Origin of the sequence: Paracoccus sp. N5 (assembly GCF_000371965.1) — a bacterium.
Taxonomy (GTDB): domain Bacteria; phylum Pseudomonadota; class Alphaproteobacteria; order Rhodobacterales; family Rhodobacteraceae; genus Paracoccus.
The window spans coordinates 940201-955923 of record NZ_AQUO01000002.1; the positions used below are offsets into that span (position 1 = coordinate 940201).

17 protein-coding genes are annotated in these 15723 nt (G+C 69.2%); 12 read left to right on the forward strand and 5 right to left on the reverse strand.

Features of this window, described 5'->3' with window-relative positions:
• Positions 1-29: 29 nt before the first annotated feature.
• Positions 30-1325 carry a sn-glycerol-3-phosphate ABC transporter substrate-binding protein UgpB gene (gene ugpB / locus PARN5_RS0118855; protein WP_018001329.1) on the reverse strand — a complete coding sequence of 432 codons (1296 nt, stop codon included), beginning with the start codon at positions 1323-1325 and terminating at the stop codon, positions 30-32.
• 393 nt (positions 1326-1718) lie between these two features.
• On the opposite strand from ugpB, the gene ada reads away from it, so the two are divergent.
• From ada to PARN5_RS0118900, 9 genes are all read left to right on the forward strand, one after another.
• Positions 1719-2780, forward strand: coding sequence for a bifunctional DNA-binding transcriptional regulator/O6-methylguanine-DNA methyltransferase Ada (ada, locus tag PARN5_RS0118860; protein WP_018001330.1), 1062 nt, complete (start codon positions 1719-1721; stop codon positions 2778-2780).
• Between the two features lie 62 nt (positions 2781-2842).
• A complete protein-coding gene (locus tag PARN5_RS0118865) occupies positions 2843-3820 on the forward strand; it encodes a siderophore-interacting protein (RefSeq protein ID WP_018001331.1) in 978 nt (325 codons plus the stop codon).
• A 154-nt stretch (positions 3821-3974) separates the two neighbouring features.
• The gene (locus tag PARN5_RS0118870; protein ID WP_018001332.1) at positions 3975-4388 is read left to right on the forward strand and encodes a universal stress protein; all 414 of its coding nucleotides are present in this window, start codon (positions 3975-3977) and stop codon (positions 4386-4388) included.
• A gap of 309 nt (positions 4389-4697) precedes the next feature.
• The gene (locus tag PARN5_RS0118875; protein WP_018001333.1) at positions 4698-4970 is read left to right on the forward strand and encodes a hypothetical protein; all 273 of its coding nucleotides are present in this window, start codon (positions 4698-4700) and stop codon (positions 4968-4970) included.
• Complete coding sequence (locus tag PARN5_RS0118880; protein WP_018001334.1) at positions 4963-5340, forward strand: hypothetical protein; 378 nt, start codon at positions 4963-4965, stop codon at positions 5338-5340. The genes PARN5_RS0118875 and PARN5_RS0118880 overlap by 8 nt, the downstream gene beginning before the upstream one ends.
• Before the next feature lie 8 nt (positions 5341-5348).
• The gene (locus PARN5_RS23890) at positions 5349-5522 is read left to right on the forward strand and encodes a hypothetical protein (RefSeq protein WP_018001335.1); all 174 of its coding nucleotides are present in this window, start codon (positions 5349-5351) and stop codon (positions 5520-5522) included.
• Position 5523: 1 nt separating this feature from the next.
• A complete protein-coding gene (locus PARN5_RS0118890) occupies positions 5524-6915 on the forward strand; it encodes an amino acid permease (protein ID WP_018001336.1) in 1392 nt (463 codons plus the stop codon).
• A 2-nt stretch (positions 6916-6917) separates the two neighbouring features.
• The gene (locus tag PARN5_RS23005) at positions 6918-7610 is read left to right on the forward strand and encodes a hypothetical protein (RefSeq protein ID WP_018001337.1); all 693 of its coding nucleotides are present in this window, start codon (positions 6918-6920) and stop codon (positions 7608-7610) included.
• Positions 7607-7885, forward strand: a complete 279-nt coding sequence (locus PARN5_RS0118900; protein ID WP_198289622.1) for a hypothetical protein — start codon at positions 7607-7609, stop codon at positions 7883-7885. Before PARN5_RS23005 ends, PARN5_RS0118900 begins: the two co-directional genes overlap by 4 nt.
• Here PARN5_RS0118900 and PARN5_RS0118905 read toward each other — a convergent pair.
• From PARN5_RS0118905 to PARN5_RS0118915, 3 genes are all read right to left on the reverse strand, one after another.
• On the reverse strand, positions 7882-8835 hold the full coding sequence (locus PARN5_RS0118905) for a LysR family transcriptional regulator (RefSeq protein ID WP_036745004.1): 954 nt from the start codon (positions 8833-8835) through the stop codon (positions 7882-7884). The genes PARN5_RS0118900 and PARN5_RS0118905 overlap by 4 nt on opposite strands.
• Before the next feature lie 66 nt (positions 8836-8901).
• The gene (locus tag PARN5_RS0118910; RefSeq protein WP_018001340.1) at positions 8902-9867 is read right to left on the reverse strand and encodes an asparaginase domain-containing protein; all 966 of its coding nucleotides are present in this window, start codon (positions 9865-9867) and stop codon (positions 8902-8904) included.
• A 189-nt stretch (positions 9868-10056) separates the two neighbouring features.
• Positions 10057-10749, reverse strand: coding sequence for a FadR/GntR family transcriptional regulator (locus PARN5_RS0118915; protein WP_232419463.1), 693 nt, complete (start codon positions 10747-10749; stop codon positions 10057-10059).
• A 373-nt stretch (positions 10750-11122) separates the two neighbouring features.
• On the opposite strand from PARN5_RS0118915, the gene PARN5_RS0118925 reads away from it, so the two are divergent.
• Positions 11123-12310, forward strand: coding sequence for a multidrug effflux MFS transporter (locus PARN5_RS0118925; protein WP_018001343.1), 1188 nt, complete (start codon positions 11123-11125; stop codon positions 12308-12310).
• Between the two features lie 75 nt (positions 12311-12385).
• On the opposite strand, the gene PARN5_RS0118930 is transcribed toward PARN5_RS0118925, so the two are convergent.
• The gene (locus PARN5_RS0118930; RefSeq protein WP_018001344.1) at positions 12386-13774 is read right to left on the reverse strand and encodes an L-cystine transporter; all 1389 of its coding nucleotides are present in this window, start codon (positions 13772-13774) and stop codon (positions 12386-12388) included.
• A 241-nt stretch (positions 13775-14015) separates the two neighbouring features.
• On the opposite strand from PARN5_RS0118930, the gene PARN5_RS0118935 reads away from it, so the two are divergent.
• Positions 14016-15230: a cyanate transporter gene (locus PARN5_RS0118935; protein ID WP_018001345.1), complete on the forward strand. Its 1215-nt coding sequence runs from the start codon at positions 14016-14018 to the stop codon at positions 15228-15230.
• 28 nt (positions 15231-15258) lie between these two features.
• Positions 15259-15684, forward strand: coding sequence for a heme-binding protein (locus PARN5_RS0118940; RefSeq protein WP_018001346.1), 426 nt, complete (start codon positions 15259-15261; stop codon positions 15682-15684).
• The last annotated feature ends 39 nt before the right edge of the window (positions 15685-15723 follow it).

Consider the following 15723-nt stretch of genomic DNA (forward strand, 5'->3'; position numbering starts at 1 on the left):
CGAGGGGCGCGCCCGGCCCGCGTCATGGCTCAGCCGCCGGCGGCTTCCTTGATCGCGGCATTGCCGCGGGTGACTGCGTTCTTCAGCGCCGTCGCGGCGTCCTGCTGGCCCGACAGCATCTTTTCGTATTCCTCGTTCTGGATGTCGCGCAGCTGCGGCAGGTTCGGCGCCCGCACGCCCTTGGAATTCTCGGTCGGCGCCTTGCCCATCATCTGCAGGATCGGCGTCTCGCGCCCCGGATTCTTCTGGTAGAAATCCGTGGCCTTGGTCGCCTCATAGGCCGCCAGCGTCACCGGCAGATAGCCCGACTGCTCGTGCAGATATTGCTGCACATCGGTCTGCGACAGGTATTGGAAGAAGGCGGCGACGCCCTTGTAGGTCTCGTCCGACTTGCCGCCCATCACCCACAGCGAGGCACCGCCCGGCGTGGTGTTCTGCGGCGCGCCCTCGGCGGTCTCGTCATAGGGCAGCTGGCCGATGCCGTAGTTCATGCCCGACTTGACGATGTCGCCCAACCCCCCCGAGCTTTCGGTCAGGATGCCGCATTCGCCCGAGGTGAAATTCTGCTTGGCCTCGCTGGTGCGGCCGCCATAGACGAAGACGCCCTCTTTCGACAGGTCCGCCAGCTCCTGGAAATGCTTGACGAACAGCGGGCCATCGATCTTCAGTTCGGGCGTGCCGGCCAGGCCGTTCTCGTTCGTGCCCCAGCTAACGTTGTTCCAGGCGGCGAAATTCTCGGTATGGATCCAGGTCAGCCAGGTCGAGGTATAGCCGCAGGTAGCGGCGCCGGATTCCTTGATCTTGCGCGCGGCGGCCCAGACCTCGGCCCAGGTCTTGGGCGGGTTGTCCACGTCCAGCCCGGCCTTCGCGAAGATGTCCTTGTTGTAATACAGGATCGGCGAGGAGGAGTTGTAGGGGAAGGACAGCATCTCGCCCTCGGGCGTCGAGTAATAGCCGACGATGCCGGGCAGATACTGGCTCTTGTCGAATTTGGTGCCGCCCTTTTCCAGCACCTGCGCGACCGGCATGATCGCCCCCTCGGCGCCCATCATCACGCCGGTGCCGACGTCGAAGACCTGGATGATGTCCGGGGCCTGGCCGGCGCGGAAGGCGGCGATGCCGGCGTTCAGCGTCTCCGGATAGGTGCCCTTGAAGACGGGTTTGACCTCGTAATCGGACTGGCTGGCGTTGAAGTCGCCGGCGATCTTGGCCACCACCTCGGCATTGGCGCCGGACATGGCGTGCCACCAGGAAATCTCGGTCTTGGCCTCGGCCGCGACGGGCAGCGCCATCAGCCCGGCAAGCCAGAATACGGTCTTTTGCATGGTCTTCCTCCGAATCGTGCCTTTACGGCGTCTCCGCTTTCGGCCGGCAGGGGCACGGGGCCCTTTTCCTCGCGCGCCCGCTCCGCCTCTCCCCGAAGGAACTGTCGCCCCCGGAGGGGCGCGCTGTCAATTCGCTTCATGCGGTGAAAGCGGGCGCGGACGGCCGCCGATCACCGTCGCCCTGTCGCATGGATTTGTGAATGTCTTGCGACAACAAATCGTTCCAGGAAGAATTTCGCGCGAATTCCCTGCAAAGCGCATGGCGCGAAAAATCATTCTTTCGGCGCGGTTCGCCAAAAATCGCACCCCGGGAGTTTGACCGCAAGCGACCGGAGGCGCCCGCTGCCCCGCGCGTGCAAAGATGCTATGACATCAGCGACGAAAGGACAGACCATGCAGCACGAGCCCCTTGCGACAGCCAAGGATCCGCGCTGGCAGCGGGTGCTGGCCCGCGATGCCGGCGCCGACGGCCGCTTCGTCTATGCGGTGCGCACGACCGGGGTCTATTGCCGGCCCTCCTGCCCCGCGCGCCGGGCGAAGCCCGAGAATGTCGGCTTCTTTCCCGATCCGGCGGCGGCCGAGGCGGCGGGCTTCCGGCCCTGCCGGCGCTGCAACCCGCGCGGCGCCGGTCTGGCCGAGGCCAATGCCGCGCTGGTCACCGCCGCCTGCCGGCTGATCGAGGCGGCCGAGACCCCGCCATCGCTGGACGCACTGGCCGAGGCCGCCGGGCTCAGCCGGTTTCATTTCCATCGGCTGTTCAAGGCGCAGACCGGGCTGACGCCGCGCGAATATGCCGGCGCCCATCGCGCGGGCCGGCTGCGCGCCCGGCTCGAAGACGGCGACAGCGTGACCGGCGCGCTCTACGAGGCCGGCTTCAACTCGAACAGCCGCTTCTACGAGACCGCCGGCGCCCTGCTGGGCATGGCGCCCTCGGCCTATCGCAAGGGCGGCGCCGGGGCCGAGATCCGCTTCGCGCTGGCGCAATGCGCGCTTGGTGCCCTGCTGGTCGCGCAAAGCCGGCAGGGCATCTGCGCCATCGCGCTTGGCGATACGCCCGAGGCGCTGCTGCGCGACTTCCAGGACCGCTTTCCCGCCGCGCAGCTGATCGGCGGCGACGCCGAGTTCGAGGCCGTGGTCGCCCGGGTCGTCGGTTTCGTCGAGGCCCCCGGCATCGGGCTGGACCTGCCGCTGGACATTCGCGGCACCGCCTTTCAGCAACGTGTCTGGCAGGCGCTGCGCCAGATCCCGCCGGGCAGCACCGCCAGCTATGCCGAGATCGCCGCCCGCATCGGCGCCCCCGCCGCCACCCGCGCCGTGGCCCAGGCCTGCGGCGCCAACCGCCTGGCCGTCGCCATCCCCTGTCACCGGGTCGTCCGCAGCGACGGCGGGCTGTCGGGCTATCGCTGGGGCGTCGCCCGCAAGCAGGCGCTGCTGGACCGCGAGGCGCAGGGCTGATTGCCGAGCGTTTCGCTTGGATATATACCGGGGCGACCGACCGCAGGCCGAAAGGACGCGCCATGTTCCCGATCCGACCCTATCGCAGCACCGGCACGCTGGGCCCGGCCTCGGGCGCGGTTGCGGCGGCGCTGAAGGCGCGGGCCGCCGCATGGGAGCTGGAACTGGTCGAGACCCCGGACAGCCTGACCCTGCTGGTCTGGGGCTGCGCCATGACCCTGTCCAGCGACGGCCATGGCGCGCGGCTGGAGTTGCACGCACCGGAAAAGCGGCTGATCGGCACCTTGCAGGACACGGCGGCCACGCTGCTGGACGAATTGGGCATCACGGTGGAATGGGACCGGGTCGATGCCGGCGCGCTGGCGCCGGGCCTGGTGCTGATGCGGGTGGTGTCCGTCGCCTCGCGCACGCCGGGCTTCATCCGGGTGCGGCTGGCGGGCGAGGAAGCCGGGCGATTCGGCACCGGCGCGTTGCATTTCCGCCTGCTGCTGCCGCCCGAGGGGCGCGCGCCGCAATGGCCGCGCGTGGCACCGAACGGCCGCACCGTCTGGCCCGAGGGCGCCGACGCGCCGCATCGCGCCGTCTACACCACCGCCGCACAGCAGGGCGACTGGCTGGAGTTCGACATCTTCCGCCACGCCGGCAGCCCGACCTGCGACTGGGCCGACCGCGCCCGCCCGGGCGATCAGATCGGAATCATCGGCCCCGGCGGCGGCGGCATCCCGAACGCGGCGCGGCTCTGGCTTTTCGGCGACGAGACCGCGCTGCCGGCCATCGCGCGCATCCTGGCCGAGGCGCCGGGCCGGGTCAGCGCCAGCCTGTTCTGCCGTCCCGAGGACATGGGCGCCCTGGCCCAGGACCCGCGCGTCACCCGCTGCGACGACCTGCTGGCGGCGCTCGACGCGGCCGATCTGGACGGCGCGCCGGACCGCCATATCTGGTTCGCGGGCCCGGCCGAGGCCGCCCGCGCCGCCCGCCAGCGCCTGCTCGCGCGCGGCTGCGACAAGCGCGAATTCATGGCCGCCGCCTACTGGGGCTGACCGGCGCCGGCGCTCTTTTCCAGGCGCCGGACCGCGGGATGATTCGGATCACGCCGCCCGCGATGCTTCGTCGCGGATCGCGAAAACCCTTGGCAGAACGGCATGATTCATGGAAGCGTCCCGACTCGTGGATAGCAGGAGGGGAGGAGATCCGATGATCCAGAAGATATTATGTCCGACCGATGGCACCGAACATTCCGATTTGGCCGTCATCTATGCCGCGCAGCTGGCGGCCCGATTCGGCGTGCCGTTGACCATCTGCGTGGTCAACATCGCGCATGGCGGGGCGCGCGGCCCGGTCATCCATCACTGGACCGACAAGGAGATGGAGGAAAAGCTGGACCGCGCCACCGCGCTGGCCCAGGAGAACGGCGTGGCCGATCCGAAGCGCGTCGACATCGTCAGCCGCGAGGCCGCGGCCGGCATCGTTTCCTATGCCGAGGGCAATGGCTACGACCAGATCGTCGTCGGCACCGGCGACAAGCGCGGCCTGTCGCGGCTGATGCTGGGCTCGGTCGCGGCCGATGTCATGGCCCGCGCCCATTGCACCGTAACCGTGGCACGCTAGGCCGCGCCCGGGCCGGCGTCCCGGCCTGACGACAACCCCATGAGATGACAATGAAACACGCGCCCCGCGCCCGGTTCCGGCTGCGGGGCGCCTTGCTGTCCGGCAGGTGCCGCGAGCCCGATTCTGCAATCGATCAGCATTCCGCGGCAGAAGAAACTTGACAGATTGCCGCAGCCCACGTTTCTTGGAGAGAAAAAAGTTTTCGACCGCAGAAACACTGGTGTTGTGGCCCGGCGCCGAAAGACCAACCAAAAAGCGGGCCTCTAGGGAGGAGAGAACGTGTCAGATCTGACAAGACGGATCGAGTCCATGCACCGGCGCGACATCGCCGTGGCCGTGGCATTCATCCTGGGACTTTGGTTCGCCATCATCTTCGTGGCGCTGGAAACCTGGGCCTTGGCGCCCACGGGCGCGGCGCGGACCATCCTGCTGATCGCGGGGGCGGTGGTGCTGCTGTTCAACTCGGCCGCCATCATGGCGATGCTGCGCCATTACCGCGAGGACCGCGACTTCATGTACGGGCTCGATATCCAGTTCCTGGACGAGGCCCGCGAGGCCAAGAGGGCGCTGCGCCATGGCTAGATATGTCGCCCCGGTCCAGGGCAAGGTGGGCCAGATCATCGACGTGATCGTGCTGCTGATCATGGCCATCGGCGCCCTTTACATTCCGCTGTGGCTCGGCCTGGCCGGCTCTGCGAAAAACCCCCAGCCCATCGAAAACCCGACCTGGGAAACACTGGGCCAGAACCCGGCCATGGTCGAGCAGTGGCAGAAGCTCGGCTATGCCGACCCGGCCTCGGCGGCCGAACTGATCACCGCCCGCTTCGACTACAGCTTCTCGATCGGCGCGCTGGTCGTGATGATCGTGGTCATCGTCGGGTATTACGCGATCCTGCTGCGCTTTTCCGAAAAGGAATACCGCGACGTGATCGCCGAGAAGTTCGGCGAGTGAGGGCGAACATGGATCTGTGGAACTATCTGGAATACGCGGCCTGGGCTGCCTCGGCCCTGTTCGGGCTGTTCATCGTGCTCAACTGGATCAAGACCGACAGCACCTACAGCGAAGAGTTCCTGACCTCTTCGCGCGAAGGCGAGCTGGAGGCCCTGACCGAAGAACAACATCACCGGGGGTAACATGGCGCAGGCACAACAAACCGAACACGTCGGCCTTGCCCGGGTGCTGGGCCCCGCCCACGTCTGGGCGCTGGGGGTGGGCATCGTTCTGGTCGGCGAATACATGGGCTGGAACTTCTCGGTCGGCAAGGGCGGCGCCTATGCCGCGCTGATGGCCTGCTGGTTCGCGGGCATCCTTTACACCTGCGTGGCCATGATCGACAGCGAGGTGACATCGACCGTCGCCGCGGCCGGCGGGCAATACACCCAGGCCAAGCATATCGTCGGGCCGCTGATGGCCTTCAACGTCGGGCTGTATCTGGTCTTTGCCTATACGATGCTCGAGGCGGCCAATGCCATCACCTTCGGCTTCCTGGTCGATACGGTGGCGACGATGAGCGGGCATTCCGGCCTGGACCAGCGGCCGTTCATCATCCTGGCGATCATGTTCCTGGCCTGGCTGAACTATCGCGGGGTGCTGGCGACGCTGACCTTCAACCTGGTCATCACCGCCATCGCCTTCACCGCGGTGATCGTGCTGTTCCTGGCCACCTCGGGCGTGATCGGCACCAGCCCGCTGCGCCATGCCGAGCTGATGAGCGGCGCGGCGGCCATGCCCTATGGCTGGCTGGGTGTGCTGGCGGCGATGCATTTCGGCCTGTGGTATTACCTCGGGATCGAGGGCACCACCCAGGCCGCCGAAGAGGTGCGCAGCCCGGCCCGGTCGCTGCCCTTCGGCACGCTGGCCGGGGTGATGACGCTGGCCATCGCCGCAACGCTGACCTGGTACGTATGCTCGGGGCTGATGCCTTGGGAATACCTGGGCCAGGCCGGAGTGCCGCTCTTCGATGCGGCGCGGCTCTCGGGCTCGACCTTCCTGATGGTGTTCCTGGGCATCGGCACGATGTTCGCCACCCTGGCCTCGGCCAACGGCTGCATCAACGACGCCAGCCGCGCCTGGTTCGCCATGGCCCGCGACCGCTATCTGCCGGGCTGGTTCGGCGCGGTGCATCCGAAATACCGCACGCCCTATCGCTCGATCATCTTCCTGGTGCCGATCGCGCTGATCTTCGCCCTGGGCGCGCCGATCGACCAGGTCATCACCTTCTCGATCCTGTCGGGCCTGCTGGAATACACCTTCATGCCGCTGAACATCATCCTGTTCCGGCGCAAATGGCCGCTCGAGACCATCAAGCGCGGCTATGAGCACCCGTTCCACCCGCTGCCGGCCTTTGCGCTGCTGGCGCTGTGCGGCATGGCCTTCTTCGCGGTGTTCCTGGGCTATGGCACCCAGCTTGTCGCGATGATCGCCTTCTACATCGTCGTGTCGCTGTGGTTCCACTTCTGGCGCTATCGCTTCGTGAACCGGGGCGCGCAGTTCACCATGCCCTGGCCCAAGCCGAAGGGCTATTGACGATGCCGGCAGCAGCCTGGACTGCCGCGATCCTTGGCCTGGGGCTGGCCTGGCTGGCCCTGCGGCTTTACACCGACGCGGGCCGGCGCCAGGCCGCCCGCGCCGGCTATTTCGACCTGGTGCTGCCGCAGATGCGGGCGGCGCGGCGGGCCTTGGCGCCCACCGGCTTCGCCCGGGTCTCGGGCCGCATCGCCGGGACCGAGACCGACCTGCAGGCGGTGCCCGACACGCTGACCTTCCGCAAGCTGCCGGCGCTGTGGCTTCTGGTCACGCAGCCCGGGCCCCTGCCGGTCGGGCAGCGCATCCACATGATGGCCCGGCCGCGCGGGATCGAGCCGTTTTCCGCCTTCGACCAGCTGCCGCACCAGACGCTGCTGCCCGAGGGCTTTCCCCATGACGCGACGCTGCGCAGCGAGACCGCGCTGAGCCCGGCCGAGGCGGCGCTGCTGTCGCGCCACCGCGCGATCTTCGACGATCCGCGCGTGAAGGAACTGGTGATCTCGCCCGCCGGGCTGCGCATCACCTGGCTGGCCGACGAAGCCGAGCGCGGCCGCTACCTGATCTTCCGCGAGGCCGAGATGGGCCGCGCGCCGCTGGCGCCGCACAGCCTGGCGCCGCTCTTGCAGGCGCTGGCCCGGCTGCGCCGCGACATCCTGGCCGGCGCGGCCCCTTCCGAACAAGCGAGATGCGCATGACCCCTCCGCCCAATCCCTATCTGGTGCTGGCCTCGGCCATCGTGCTGCCCGGCTCGGGCCAGGTCTGGAACCGCGAGCCGTTGCGCGGGCTGATCTTCCTGTTCTTCATGCTGCTGCTCGGCGGCTTCACGCTGAAGACGGCGGCGCCGGACGTGTCCTTCGTCGGCCAGTTCGCCGGCGGCTTCTTCGTGCAGGCCATGGCGATCTTCGACGCCTACAAGCGGGCGCGCATCCGTCATGCGGTCTGGCAGCACGGAGTGGCCGGCCGGGCCTAGGAAAACACCGCCCGCACCGGACTCTGCGACAGCGCAATCAGCCTTTCGCGCAGCCGCTGCGCCAGGGGCGACAGCGGCCGGCGCTTCAGGTCCAGGAGGTAATAGGCCGAGACGCGGATCTCGTGCGGGATCTGCAGCATGGCAAAGCCGGCCGAGACCGGCGGCCGGATCAACAGCTCGGCCACCTCCTCGGACATCGGCGCCACGGCGTCGCATTGCGCGAGGTAAGCGATGGTCAGCAGAAGCGACGGGCTGTTGACGATGTTCCTCGGCTCGGCCAGCCCGACATCGGCAAAGGCCGCCAGCGCCGCCTCGCGGATCGGGGCGCCGCGGCTTTGCATGATCCATTCCTGCCCGGCAAGCTCGGTCAGGGTGACGGCGGGCGCGCGGCTCAGCGGATGGCCGGCGCGGGTCAGGAAGGTCACCTTTTCATCCCGCATCGGCAGGATGTTGAAATCCTGGCTGTCGAATTCCGGCAGGATGCGGGCCAGGACGAAATCCATCTCGCCCGCCGCGAGATGGCCCAGAAGCTCGCGCGAGGGCATCACGTCCACGGTGATGTCGGCATCGGGCGCGCTCTGCTTGATCTCGCGAATGGCCGAGACCAGGTAGCCGACCGCCGGCCCGGTCACCGCGCCGACGCGCAGCGTGCCGCCGAACCCCTCGCGCAGCGCCCGCACGTCCGCGGCCATGCTGACCATCTCGCGCAGGATGACGCGGGCGCGGCGCAGCACGGCGCGGCCGATCTCGGTCGGCTCCATGCCCTTGGGCTGGCGCAGGAACAGCTGGGCGCCGACCTGGTTCTCGATCTCGGCCAACATGCGCGAGGCGGCGGGCTGGGTCATGCCGACCGTTTCGGCGGCCAGCTGCAACTGGCCATGCTCGGCGATCTGCTGGATCAGGCGCAATTGGGCCGGCTTCAGCATCAGCCGGGCGGGGGGCAGGGACATGGCAAAATCGCTATTCATGCGAGGGTCCGCATGACCCTAGCATTATGGCCAGGCCTGCGCCAAGCCTCAGACGGGTGCCGCCTCGAAGGCGCGGGCGATCTCGGCCTCGGGGCAGCCATTGGCAAGCAGCGCCGCCAGCAGGATGCGCGCCTGTCCGGGCCGCAGGATGCGGGCATGGATCGCCCCGGCCCGGCGCATGTCGTGACCGCCGCCGCCGCCGCCATAGATCGGCGCCAGAAGCCCCCGCGGCACCCGGCTGGACACCACCACCGGCACGCCCTGCGCCCGGGCCCGGACGATGGCCGCGACCAGTTCCGGCGTCGCATTGCCCGAGCCCATGGCCGAGATCACGATGCCCCGCGCCCCCGCCGCAAGGCTCGCGTCCAGATGCAGCCCGTCGCTGCCGGGATGGGTGGCGACGATGTCGACGCGCAGGCCCGCGACCGGCGCCGGCAGGGCGCGGTCCAGCGACGGTTCCTCTTCGGCGGCGCGCTCGAAGGCTTCGGGGGAATCCGACACTTCCTTGTAAAGCCCCCAGGCCGGCAGCACCCGGCCGCCGAAGACCAGCGACACCCCCCTGCCCGGCGCCATGGCCGCGCCGAGCGCATCGGCCAGGTTGCGCGGCCCGTCCGACTGCGGATGATCGGCGGCGAATTGCGCGCCAGTGAACACCACCCGCTTGCCGGGCTGGTGCTGAAGCTGGACCAGCAGCGCGGTTTCCTCCATCGCGTCGGTGCCGTGCAGTACGACCACGCCGTCGATGGCCGGGTCGGCCAGCTGCGCGCCCACCGCGTCGCTGATCGCCTGCATGTCGGCCAGGGTCAGGCTGGCGGAATCCTTGGCCAGCACCTCGCGCGGGCGCAGCTCGACCTGCATCGGCGGCACCAGCGCCAGCAACTCGCGGCCGCTGAGGCTGGGCCGGGCGGCGCCATCGGCACCGCGGCGGCTGGCAATGGTGCCGCCGGTCGCCAGCACCGCCAGCACCGGCGGGCTGCCGGTCATGGTCGCCGTGCCTTCGGCATGGGTGCGCATCGTCCTTCCCCCTCGCTGGTCGCGGGCTGCCGAGGAGCGGACGCGCCGCCCGCGAACCTGTCTGACAGATTTACCGGATTAGCGCCAAGCCCTGCCCCGGGTCAAGCACCCTGGTTTGGAAATATGCCGAAATCCGCCATCGCGCGCAGGAAAGTTGCCGCGGGGCGGCGCTTCCCGCAAGGATCGGCCTCAGGCGCCGCGCGGCGCTTGGCCGATGATCCAGGTCATCGCCTGCTCGACCTCGTCGAGATGGTCGCGCATCGCCGCCCGCGCCTCGTCCTCGGACCCGGCCGAGATCGCCTGCGCGATGCGGCGATGTTCGTCATTCGAGGTCAGCCGGCGGTCGGCCATCAGGTTCACCAGCTCGGACTGCCGCATCAGCGCGTCGCGGGAATCGGTGACGATGCGGGCAAAGACCGCGTTCTGCGCCGCCTCGGCGATCAGGAAATGGAAATCGCTGTCCAGCCGCACCCATTTCAGCGCGTCCTCCTGGCGTTCCATGCTGTCGCATAGCTGCATCAGCCGCGCCATCTGCTCGGGCGTGCGGCGCAGCGCGGCCCAGCCGGCGGCCGGGATCTCGATGAAGGGCCGGGCCTCGATCAGTTCGCGCGCCGAGTAATGGCCATAGGCCAGCTCCGGCGCCTGGCGATCCGAGATCACGAAGCTGCCGCTGCCGCTGCGGCTGCGGGTCAGGCCCAGCGTCTGCAAGGACCGCATGGCCTCGCGGATGATCGGGCGGCTGACGCCATAACGCTCGGCCAGCTTGGCCTCGGAAGGCAAGCGGGTGCCGACCGGCAGCTGGCCGGCAAGGATGGCGCCTCTCAGATCCTCGAACACCGTCTCGGCGGCGTTTTTCCGACTGACCGGGCTTTTGTGTGTCAACCAATCAGCCACTTTGTTCATGGCGCCAATGTTGCACGTCCGGCGAAGCTGTCAAGCCATGGCTTTGACGGCGCTACCAATAAAACACTGCGGCCCCGACCAGTCCGAGCATCCCGGCGACCTGGGCCATGAAAATCAGGTGATAGAGTCTCATCCGCGACCTCCGCGACAGAAGATGGCGACAGATGGCCATGGTGCGGCGAGCGGTCGGCCTTGGGAAAGCCGCATTCGCGCCGATGAACATTTATCAACCGCGCGGACGGGGTTGCGGGCGGGGCGCGATCATGGCATCAGACCCGCGGCGGCGGCGAATGACCCATTGGCGCGATTCTGCGTCCGCTTTCCCCTATCCTGAGACATTACAGGTTTCCCGATGCGTGATCCCCTGTTCCGCATGGCCCTGCTGCTTGGCCTGCTTTCCGCCGTCGGTCCCTTCGCGATCGATATGTATCTGCCCGCGCTGCCCGAGGTGGCGAGCGACCTCGGCACCAGCGAGGCCGGCGCCGCGCTGACGCTGACCGCCTATTTCATCGTCTTCGGCATCGCGCAGATGATCTATGGCCCGCTGTCAGATGCCCTGGGCCGCAAGCCGCCGCTGGTGATCGGCGTCGCGATCTTCCTGGCCGCGACCATCGCCGCCAGCCTTGCGCCCGACATCGGCTGGCTGATCGCGGCCCGCGCCGTGCAGGGCCTGGGCGCGGCGACGCTGATGGCGGTGCCGCGCGCGGTGATCCGCGACATGGCGACCGGACCCGCCGCGGCGCGGATGATGGCGGCGATCATGATCGTGATCTCGGTCTCGCCGATGCTGGCGCCGCTGACCGGCTCGGCGGTGATGGCCTGGGGCGGCTGGCGCGAGATCTTCGCAGTCCTTGCCGTCGCGGCCGCCGTCAGCCTGGGGCTGATCGTCTTCGCCCTGCCCGAGACGCTGGCGGTCGCGCAGCGCCGCCCGGTGCGGCTGGCCGAGATGCTGGCCGGCGCGCGCCGGCTGCTGGGCGACCGCCGTTTCCTGGGGCTGACGATGATCGGCGGCTTCGGCATGGCCAGCTTCTTCGTGTTCCTGGCCTCGGCGAGCTTCGTCTATACCCGGCAATACGGGCTTAGCCCGACCGGCTTTTCCTTGGCCTTCGCGGTCAATGCCATCGGCTTCTTCTCGGCCTCGCAATTCGCCGGGCGGCTGGCCGAGCGTTTCGGGATGGAGCGGGTGATCTCGCTGGCGATCACCGGATTCGCGCTGGCGACGCTGCTGCTTGCGGCCGTGGTGCTGGCCGGGATCGACGCGCTGCCGGTGGTGGTCGCGGGGCTGTTTGCCGGCAATGCCTGCCTGGGGCTGGTGATGCCCACGGCCATGGTGATGTCGCTGGACCCGCATCCCGAGATCGCGGGGCTGGCCTCGTCGCTGGGCGGCACGGTGCAGATGCTGACCGGCGGGCTGATGATCGCCGTCACCGGGCCGTTTCTGGACAATACCGCCGCGACCATGGTGCCGGCCATCGCGCTTTGCGCGGTGCTGGCCTGGATGGCGGCGGCGGCATCGCTGCCGCGGCTGCGCCTGCGCTAGCTGCGCGGCCGGGTTCTGGGTATTTGGAAAACAGAGAAAGCCGGGGCGCCGTTCCGTTGCGGCGCCCCGGTTCGTTCAGGCGTTCTGCAGCTCGCCCGCCTCGGGGTTCTGCAGCACGCTGCGGTCGGTCTGGCCGAGGATCTGCGAGGTCACCGTGCCTGCCGTCATCGAGCCCGAGACGTTGAGCGCGGTGCGGCCCATGTCGATCAGCGGCTCGACCGAGATCAGCAGCGCGACCAGCGTGACCGGCAGGCCCATGGCCGGCAGCACGATCAGCGCCGCCAGGGTGGCGCCGCCGCCGACCCCCGCGACCCCGGCCGAGCTGAGCGTCACGATGGCGATGAGCGTGGCGATCCAGGCCGGGTCCAGCGGGTTGATGCCGACCGTCGGCGCCACCATCACCGCCAGCATCGCCGGATAGAGCCCGGCGCAGCCGTTCTGCCCGATGGTCGCCCCGAACGAGGCCGAGAAGCTGGCGATGGTCTGCGGGATGCCCAGGCGGCGGGTCTGGATCTCGACATTCAGCGGAATGGTCGCGGCGCTCGAACGGCTGGAGAAGGCGAAGCTCAGCGCCGGGACGATCTTGCGGAAGAAGGTCAGCGGGTTCACGCCGGTCAGGGTCAGCAGCACGCCATGCACCACGAACATGATCGCAAGGCCGATATAGGAGGCGATGACGAACTTGCCGAGGTTCAGGATGTCGGCCGCGTTCGAGGTCGCCGCCATCTTGGTCATCAGCGCCATGACGCCATAGGGCGTCAGCCCCATGATCAGCCGCACGAGCTGGCCGATCCAAGCTTGCAGCATGTCGATCAGCGCCAGCAGGCTGTGGCCCTTTTCCGCGTCGCGCCGGACCAGCCGGATCGCCGCCACGCCCAGGAAGGCCGCGAAGATCACCACCGAAATGATCGAGGTCGGGTTGGCCCCGGTCAGGTCGGCGAAGGGGTTTTTCGGAATGAAGGACAGGATCAGCTGCGGCACGGTCAGGTCGGCGACCTTGGGGGCATAGGTCGATTCCAGCGCGGTCAGCCGGGCGGTTTCCGCCGCGCCCTGCGCCAGCCCCTCGGCCGTCAGCCCGAAGGTCAGCGACATGACCACGCCCACGAAGGCCGCGATCGCCGTGGTGCCCAGGAGCGTGCCCAGCGTCAGCGCCGAGATCTTGCCCAAGGCCGAGGCGTCGTGCAGCCGCGCCACCGCGCTGAGGATGGCGGCAAAGACCAGCGGCATGACCACCATCTGCAAGAGCTGCACATAGCCGTTGCCGACGATGTTGATCCAGTTGATCGTGGTCTGCAACGCCTCGGACCCGGTGCCATAGGCCAGTTGCAGGCCGATGCCGAACAGGGTGCCCAGCACCAGGCCGATGAAGACCCGCACCGACAGCGACAGATGCCCGCCCTGCAGGCGGGCCAGCGCCATGATCAGCGCGGCGAAGATTGCGAGGTTGATGAGAACGGATGCCATTTGCGCGCCTCTGGCAATTTGAGATTGTCCCGTTAAGCCACAATGCACGCCCGTCGTATAGAGGTGCCGGCGCAGGGCCGCCATGGCGCGGCTGCAGGGGCCGGAGGCCATTATATAGCAAAAATTGCGTCAGCTTTCGGAGATTGTTGATTATCGCAGCGACCCCGCCGGGATAATCTGCCGTCGTGCCGGGCATGGGACCGGGCGCGAGACAGGCGGCCCCGGGCCAGGAAGGCAAGCGATGGAGCAGACCAGATCCGGCGACCGACCCCTGCTTCTGGGGCTGGTGGCGCTGGTCGGGCTGGCGCTGCGGCCCTTTCTGACCGGGCTCGGCCCCGTGTCGCCGCAGGTCGCGGCGACGACCGGTCTTGGCATGCAGGGCTTGGCGCTGCTGACGTTGCTGCCGGTGCTGCTGATGGGCGCCGGCGCCTTCTTCGGCCCGGCCTTGCAGGCCCGGCTGGGCGCGCGCCGCGCCACGGCGGCGGCGCTTCTGGTGCTGGCGATGGGCTCGGGCCTGCGGCTGGTGGCGGGCTCGGGGGCGCAGATGCTGGGCTCGGCGCTGCTCCTGGGCCTGGGCGCGGCGGTTGTGCAGGCGGTGTTCCCGACCATCATCAAGCGCGAGTTTCCGCGCCGCATCAGCCTTGCCATGGGAGTTTACGCCTCGACGATGATGGGCGGCGGCGCCTTTGGCGCGCAGGTCGCGCCGCTGATCGCCGAGGCGAGCGGCAGCTGGCGGCTGGCGCTTGGCTGGCTGGCGCTGCCGGCGGCGCTGACCGCCTGGCTTGTGGCGCGGGTGCTGCCGCGCGATACCCGTCCCGCGCGTGCCGCGAAGGCGGCGGGGCTGCTCGGCTGGCTGCGCCTGCCCCGGGTCTGGCTGCTGATGGCCTGTTTCGGCCTGATCAACGGCGGATATTCGTCCTCGGTCGCCTGGCTCTCGCCGGCGTTCCGCGAGCTTGGCTGGTCGGCGGGCGCCAGCGGCGGGCTGCTGGCCGTGCTGGCGGTGGGCCAGGCGGTCGCCGCGCTGCTGATGCCGGTGCTGGCCGGGCGCCGCCCCGACCGCAGGCCCTGGCTTTGGGTCTGCCTCGCCCTGCAGGCGCTGGGGTTCGGGCTGCTGGCGGTGCAGCCGCTGGCCGCGCCCTGGGCGACCGCCTTCCTGCTGGGCGCGGGCCTGGGCGGCTGCTTTTCGCTGATGATGCTGGTGGCGCTGGACCACCTGCCCGACCCGGCCGGCGCCGGCGCGCTGGCCGCGCTGATGCAGGGCGGCGGCTTCCTGCTGGCGGCGGTGCCGCCCTGGCTCCTGGCCCTGCTGCACGAGTCGCGCGGCGGCTTCGCCGCCGGCTGGCAGCTGCACTTGGCCGCGGTGCTGCTGGTCGGTCTGCTGGTCCTGCGGCTCGACCCGCGGGGCTATGGCGCCGCCACGGCCGCGGGCGCGCCCCGGCCCGCCCCCGCCGAATGACCGAGATTTTCACGAGGAGGAGAAACCCATGCTGACCATCACCCGGCTCGACCAGCAGGACGCCCGGCGCCTGATCGAGGGCGCCGAGGCGCATTCGCGCCTGATCGGCGTGCCGATGTGCATCGCCGTGACCGACGAAAGCGGGCATCTGCTGGCGTTTTCGCGCATGGACGGCGGCAAGATCACCTCGGCCACCATCGCCATCGACAAGGCCTTCACCGCCGCCGCGGCCCGCAAGCCGACGCATGAATACGGCACCGCCAGCCAGCCGGGCGCCCCGGCCTGGGGGATCTCCTCGGCGCTGGGCGGCCGGCTGATGGTGGTCGCGGGCGGTCTGCCGGTGGAACATGACGGCCAAGTCATCGGCGGCATCGGCGTATCCTCGGGCAGCCCGTCCCAGGACCAATCGGTGGCCCAGGCCGGCATCGACCACTGGCGCAGCACCCAGGGGTGACGGCGAGGCGGGCGGGCCGGCGCCCGCTTGCACGCCGGC